The 6920-nt window shown below is 59.3% G+C and carries 4 protein-coding genes and 1 pseudogene; 1 reads left to right on the top strand and 4 read right to left on the bottom strand.

The features are described from left to right. From tgt to WKF55_16315, 3 genes and pseudogenes are all read right to left on the bottom strand, one after another. On the bottom strand, nucleotides 1-843 hold an 843-nt coding region (tgt, locus tag WKF55_16325), incomplete at its 3' end, for a tRNA guanosine(34) transglycosylase Tgt (protein ID MEJ7761145.1). Between the two features lie 33 nt (nucleotides 844-876). After that, nucleotides 877-3540, bottom strand: coding sequence for a protein kinase (locus WKF55_16320; protein MEJ7761144.1), 2664 nt, complete (start codon nucleotides 3538-3540; stop codon nucleotides 877-879). Nucleotides 3541-3585: 45 nt separating this feature from the next. After that, nucleotides 3586-3786 (bottom strand): annotated as a pseudogene (locus tag WKF55_16315) (S-adenosylmethionine:tRNA ribosyltransferase-isomerase). Nucleotides 3787-3913: 127 nt separating this feature from the next. Here WKF55_16315 and WKF55_16310 point away from each other — a divergent pair. After that, nucleotides 3914-5215, top strand: a complete 1302-nt coding sequence (locus WKF55_16310; protein MEJ7761143.1) for a hypothetical protein — start codon at nucleotides 3914-3916, stop codon at nucleotides 5213-5215. Nucleotides 5216-5798: 583 nt separating this feature from the next. Here WKF55_16310 and queA read toward each other — a convergent pair. Beyond that, nucleotides 5799-6821: a tRNA preQ1(34) S-adenosylmethionine ribosyltransferase-isomerase QueA gene (queA, locus tag WKF55_16305; GenBank protein MEJ7761142.1), complete on the bottom strand. Its 1023-nt coding sequence runs from the start codon at nucleotides 6819-6821 to the stop codon at nucleotides 5799-5801. Between the last annotated feature and the right edge of the window lie 99 nt (nucleotides 6822-6920).

Raw genomic sequence — 6920 nt, 5'->3', positions numbered from 1 at the left:
CATTCGGGTGGGTGCAACGCAGTCGAAGAGGTCGACCCCGCGCCGTATCCCCTCGATCAGATCCTCAGGGAAGCCAACGCCCATGAGGTAGCGCGGGCGATCGCGGGCGAGCTCTGCGTCCGTGATATCGAGCATCTCGTACATGGCCGGCTTTTCTTCCCCGACCGAGAGTCCGCCGATCCCGAAGCCCGTCCAGTCGCCGGCCGACTGGATACTTACCGCGGCCTCGCGCCGCAACTCCGCGTGGATTCCTCCCTGCACGATCGGGAACAGGGCCTGGACGTGCGCGCCCGAATTCTCATCTCGCGACAGCTTCTCGAATTCATCGCGGCAGCGAACGAGCCACCGAATGCTCCGTTCGCTCGCGTCGCGCGCGGATGTGGCGTCGGACTGACCGGGGATTACGTGATCGAACTGCATGATCACATCGGCGCCCAGGTTTCGCTCGATCTTCATAACGGTTTCTGGTGTAAAGAACCGCCGCGATCCGTCCAGGTGACTCTGAAACTCGACACCATCCTCGGAAACGGTGCGCAGATTGGCGAGCGAAAAAACCTGGAAGCCACCAGAATCGGTGAGAACGGGCCGGTCCCACGCCATGAAGCGATGGAGGCCGCCCATCTCGCGCACGAGGTCGTCTCCCGGGCGGAGGTGGAGGTGGTAGGCGTTGGCGAGGATCATCGTCGCGCCCATCTCGATCAAGTCTTCCGGATCGAGCGACTTCACGCTGGCCAGCGTTCCGACCGGCATGAACGCGGGCGTTTCGACGGCTCCGTGCGGAGTCACGAAAACGCCGGCGCGCGCGGGGCCGGCGGTGGCAAGGATGGCGAAGGAGAAGCTCACGGAGGTGGGAATCGAGAGATGAAGCCCGCGCCTTCAGGTGCCGTTGACGAGCCGCTGGAAGCGCGGATTGGTGCGCAGCGAGTTCCACATCGGCTCGACTCTCAGCTGGGCGCGGGTGATCGGGATTCGGAGGTTGACGGCCTTCTCCAGTAGCGCGATGGCATCGTCGTGTTCACCCACAAGCATTAGGATGAAAGCGGCATACGCCTGCACAAAGCCTGCGTCCACCGCGTCGCGCTCGATTGGAGACTGCGCCATCCATTCGTTCGCAAGTGCGACAGCGGGCGCCTTCTGTCCAAGAAAAGCGAATGCCATTGCCGCCCAGCCGCGTAAATAGGAATTAGGTGGAAGCTGGCGGCCCCCTGTTTTGCCCCATTCGGCCAGAAATTGTCTGCTGGCTGAACGCACCTCATCAGGCTTGTCCAACACCCATCCGGCCATTGCCCGAGTTGCGTAATAATCCATTCGCGGAGAAATATCTGTCGGAACTGGTGCCGCCTGCGCGATCGCGAGGATGCCCGAATCAAGCACTGCCGGCCAGACCCCCGAATTCATTGAAGCGAGATTGCCGGCAATTTGCTCGGCCGGCACCCGGGCACGTGCCGCGGCAAGATACTTCATTGCCAGTTTTAGATCACCAAATCCAATAATTGCGGTACTGACACCATTCTGATACCCCAGCCAATTGGCGGGTTCGCGTTCGATGACGGCGTCAATGCAGGAAAGAGACTCCTTTGGCTGGCCGGCCATGCGAAGTGTTTCGCAGAGTTCTACCCGACCTGAGGAGTGCGGGTCGAACTCCAGCTGCCGACGATAGGTCGCCAGCGCGTCGTCGACTTTGCCTAGCCTTCGCTCGATCCGCGCCTTGACCAGGTGCGCCCCCGCGTTGGACGGCTGCAGCCGGAGTGCAATCCCGACTTCTTCGAGTGCCGTGGCGAAGTCCAACTTCCCGTGGTAGTGATAGTTCGCAAGAGCAGTATGCACCCGCGGATTGTTCGGACTGAGCGCGTTGGCCCGATCGACCGCTGCCTTAGCCTTTGCCAGGCGCTTGCCATCTATATCAATATCACCCGTGAACCAGATTGACTCGACATGCGCAATCGACAACGCGGCAAAAGCCAGCGCGAACCTTGGATCGAGTTCAGTTGCCTTTTCGAAAAATTGCGCAGCCTTTATGTAATCTTTTCCGACCCATCCGTTGGCCAGCGCCTGGCCACGCAGATATAGATCGTAGGCCTCGACGTTTTCCGTTGGTTTCGCGGCGAGGTTCTGCGATTCGCGCGACGAGAGCTTGAGCTGAAGGGCGTTCGCCACCCGCTCGGCGACAGTGGACTGGATATCAAAGACACCCTTCACGACGTCCTCATAAGGCTCCGACCAGATCTGCGACCCATCGGCAACCTTTAGAAGCGCCGGGCTGACTCGTACACGGCTCGTCCCAGTGGATCGATCCCATCTGACACTGCCAGTAAGGATGTACGCGACGCCCAGCTCCTTGCCGATCTGTTGAGCGGATTTGGTGCTGTTAGCGTAGCCGCGAACGCTCTGGCGCCCGATCACTCGGAGCCCGGCCAGCGTTCCCAGCCGGCTCGAAATCTCCTCCGTCATCCCATCCGCGAAGTACCCGTCTTCGTCGCGGCCCAGATTCTCGAATGGGAGAACTGCAAGTGACGCAACTTCGTCCATGCTCGCTTCTGCCGGCTCGGAACGGACATCCCTTCGCTGCGACAGCCCATAGGCTCCAGCAAGCAATACCGCCGACACGAACGCACCCGCGATCAACCACCGACGCGCGCCCGCAGCCGTTCGAGGTGTGGCAGGCAGTGCAGTCGTTGGAGCAGTGGCACCACTTGGTGTAACAGCGGCATCGAGGAGCGCCAGCATCTCGCCCGCCGATTGAGGGCGATCTGCGGCATGCTTCTCCAGCGATCGCATGATCAGCGCGGCCAGCATTGGTGGCACCGACGCACGCCTCCGGTCGATTGGCTCCGGCTTCTCGGTCACGTGGGCAGCCAGCATCGCCTGCGGCGAACGCGCGCTGAACATCGGCTGGCCAGTCAGCATTTCGTAGGCGACTGCACCGACAGCGTAAAGATCCGCCCGGTGATCGGCGTTCGGGTCAGCCGCCGCCTGTTCCGGCGCCATGTATGCGGGCGTTCCCAGCGCGACGCCAAGCGAGGTCAGCGACGACCCCGGGTTCGTAGACGCGCTTATGGCCTTGGCAACGCCGAAGTCGGCAACTACGGCGTGCTGCCCGGTAAAGAGGATATTGTCGGGCTTGATATCGCGATGAACCACACCCTGAGCGTGTGCGTAGGACAGCGCGCTGAGGATGTCGCGCAGAACGCGCACTGCGTCATGCACCGGCAGTTCACCGGAACGCGAAAGGCGGGCTCGCAGCGACTCGCCCTCGATGAAGGGCATTGTGTAGTACGGGAGTCCATCGCTGACTCCGGCCGCCAGGACGGGAATGATGTGTGGATGCTGGAGCCGCGCCGAGAGCTGTATTTCGCGCCTGAAGCGCTCGAGGTTCACCGCCGCCGCGAGATCAGGTGGGAGAACCTTGACGACGACTTTTCGACCGAGTGAAGTCTCTTCAGCCAGAAACACGCGGGACATTCCGCCGCCGCCCAACTCCCGTTCCAACGTGTAGCTATCGCCGAGCGTGCTTTGCAGCTGCGCTTTTAGTTTCTGCATCAATTGACCGTCCGCGGATACACGACCGCTAATGTAGAAGTGGGCCTATACAATCGCCATTGCGTCGCCGTAGGAATAGAAGCGGTATCCCTCCCGAATGACCTCTGAATAGCCGTGCATTGTCAGATCGTAACCGGCAAACGCCGCCACCAGCATGATCAGCGTGGACCGCGGAAGGTGGAAGTTGGTGAAGACGTTGCCCACTGTTCGGAAGTCGTATGGCGGCCTGATGAAAATCCGCATCTCGCCGCGTTCAGTTGCCGTTTTCTAGACCTGTATGCGCACGGTCTGAACGCTGGCAGATAGCCGCGGTAAGCTTAGCTGGCACACTTTTGGCACAACTTTTTTTGCCAACCCATCCGAAGGTGTCTAAATGAACGTTTTCAATAAGAGATCACCGCGGGTGTTCGCAGCAGGCATCGCGGTGCTTATCTCAGCGAATGGTTGCCGCGACACGGCCTCCCCGTCGGAAATTAGCAACCCTCGCCTTAGTTCAAGCAGTGCATCCCAGTTCAAAACGATCGACGAAGAGTTCGCGAGCCTGGGGTCTCTGATACCAGGATTCGCCGGCTACTACCTGGAGAGCGGTCGCCTCGTTGTTGCGCTGGCTGACCCTGCTCAACGGGAGCGTGCTCGGGCGGTCTTGCGCGAAACACTGGCGGGCCGGGATTTGGCCCATCTAGGTGCGCCGATCGATGTAGACCGAGCCATTTTTCGCAGTGCTGGCTACTCCTTCGTTGAGTTGCAGGCGTGGAGAAGATCGGTCAACAATTTATTTTCGACTATCCCAGGCATCACGCTTACGGATGTTGACGAGATCCGGAATCGCGTGCGAGTTGGAGTGGCAGACGTAGCGACAAAGGCTCGACTTCTAAATACCTTGAGTCCTGCGGTTCCAGCAGCCGCAATTGAGTTCGTTGTTGTGAGCAGGCCCAGTCCACTGCTTACGCTAAACGATCGCGCACCGGTGAAACAAGGCGGATTCGAGGTTCAATTTGCGAAGGATGGTGCCGTAAAGAATTGCACGCTCGGTTTCAACGCTCGGCGACTGGGCTCGACGCTAACATACTTTATTACCAATTCCCACTGCTCCCAGAATATGGGTTTTGTTGATTCCACCGATTATTACCAGAACAGTTACTACTCCAATCTCGATTTTATTGGTCTCGAGGTTCTTGATCCTCCCTTCTTCACCAATGCTCAAGACCCGCTTTGTCCACCAGCCAAGAACTGCCGGTGGAGCGATGCTCTTCAAGGAGAGTACACCGCCGGCGTTTCCATTGATCTGGGCTACATCGCGAAGACTGCTTCTTTCGGAAGCGTCGTAGGCTCGAAAACGGTAGTCGGGCGGTTTCACATTTCCGGCTCTTCAATGTATCCAACGGCTAACGCCCAGGTTTTCAAGATGGGGCAGGAAACGGGTTGGACAAGCGGTAACGTAAATTATACCTGCGTTGACGTTCCTGGAGCGGGCGATCAGATGATGCTGTGCCAAAGCTCAGCGACAATGGGTGCGGAGGGTGGCGACAGCGGGTCTCCAATCTTTTCTGGGGATCCGGAGAGCGGGCCGGTTGTACTGCTTGGTCTTCTTTGGGGGAAGACCGCCGAAGGCACTTTATTCAGTAACATGGCAGGCATTCAGGAGGATCTGCGCGGACATTTAATCATTAGATAACCTCCAATGAGAAAGCTTTTGCTCGTGCTCCCTCTGATCGTTGGCTGTGTTCACCAGGCTTCTAATTCAGCCAAGCGAACTCCGAGCGCCGAAGGCTGCGCGGCAGGATTCGACTCACTCCCACGGACGCTCTCCGTCAGATCCCCCCTCAGTGTGGGAGACACTACAAATTTTCGCTTTTCAGTCACCAACACGTGTAACACACCCGTTCCAATGAGGGGCAACGGTGATTGGCCTTTTTATGCTGTAATCACCGATAGGAACGGCACGGAGTTGTGGGCGCCCTACCGCGTAGTTGAACGTCTGCCTGGAGTGATCCTCGATCTTAAACCCGGTCAAATCCGATGCTTCGAGCGTGACGTCGCGCTCATTACGAACCAAGGGGATCTGGTGCCACCGGGGGAGTATATCGTTCGCGCCGCGCTTCGAAAATCGGGTTTGTATTCGCCAAGCGCACTTAAGGCAAACCTCGTTGTGAAGCCGTCGAATGTCATGCCGCCCGCTCGCCGCGGATTCCCGGGAGTTTCAGATTGGAGAACGTGCGGCGCGAGGCCTGGTTACCGCGGTTAATTAACCCGCTGACCTATACAATTGCCATCGCATCGCCGTAAGAGTAGAAACGGTACCCCACGCGAATGGCCTCCGCGTACGCATGCATGGTTAACTCGTAGCCGGCGAATGCCGCCACCAGCATGATCAGTGTGGACCGCGGAAGGTGAAAGTTGGTGATGACATGGTCCACTACCCGAAATTCGTACGGCGGCCTGATGAAAATCCGCGTATCGCCCCGGCCGGCAGTCAGGCCAGCCGATTCCAGCGTTCGCACTGAAGTGGTTCCCACCGCCCAGACTGCACCGCCTCCGAGTTTCACTTCGCTCAGAACAGCAGCCGCTTCCGCTGAAACTTCGTACCGCTCTTCGTGCATCACGTGAGCGGCGGGATCGCTGACTTCGACGGGCTTGAATGTCCCCGCCCCCACGTGCAGGACTAGCTTGGCGATCCGGACACCGTTTCCCTCGATTCTTGCCAGGAGCTCCGGGGAAAAATGAAGTCCCGCTGTCGGTGCGGCAATCGATCCAGATTCATTTGCGTAGACGGTTTGGTACCGCTCGCTATCCGACAGTTCGTCCGGCCGGTCGATATAGGGCGGGAGTGGCACGTGGCCGTTCTGCTCGATTGCTTCGCTGAGGGAAAGCGCTGATTTGAGACGTACGAGTCGCGTTCCGCGATCCGTGCCATCGAGGATATCGACAGACAGTGATTCCGAAACGGTTACCGTGCGACCCGGCTTCAGCTTTCCCCCTGGACTGACCATTGCTTCGAACACGCCGTCGTCCAACTCCCGCAGGAGCAGGATCTCCGCGGGAGCGCCGGAAGCGCGGGTGCCGAGCAACCGGGCGCGAAAAACGCGCGTCGTGTTCAGCGCCAGCGCATCTTCGGGTTTGATCAGGTCGGCGATATCGCGAAACACGCGGTGCTCGATTGTACCGGAGCTGCGGTCAACAACCATCAGCCGGCTTTCGTCGCGCACCGATGTCGGCGTCTGCGCGATGAGCGCAGGGGGAAGGTCGAACTCGTAGTGTTCCGTCCGCGAACCGTCCTTCACCTGGCCCTCAGAACAGGTTCGGCTGGTTTCCCGATGCGGGGGGAACGAAGCCGAAGTGACGGTACGTCTGCGCTGTCGCAACCCGGCCGCGCGACGTCC

Source organism: Gemmatimonadaceae bacterium (assembly GCA_037721215.1).
Taxonomy (GTDB): Bacteria; Gemmatimonadota; Gemmatimonadetes; order Gemmatimonadales; family Gemmatimonadaceae; genus UBA4720.
Note: the sequence above shows the minus strand (reverse complement) of the source record. Positions and strands in the feature narration are given on the sequence as shown.

Excerpts from the sequence above, each read along its gene's own strand:
- WKF55_16320 (MEJ7761144.1), bottom strand. The coding sequence starts at position 3,540 with ATGCAGAAACTAAAAGCGCAGCTGCAAAGCACGCTCGGCGATAGCTAC.
- WKF55_16310 (MEJ7761143.1), top strand. The coding sequence starts at position 3,914 with ATGAACGTTTTCAATAAGAGATCACCGCGGGTGTTCGCAGCAGGCATC.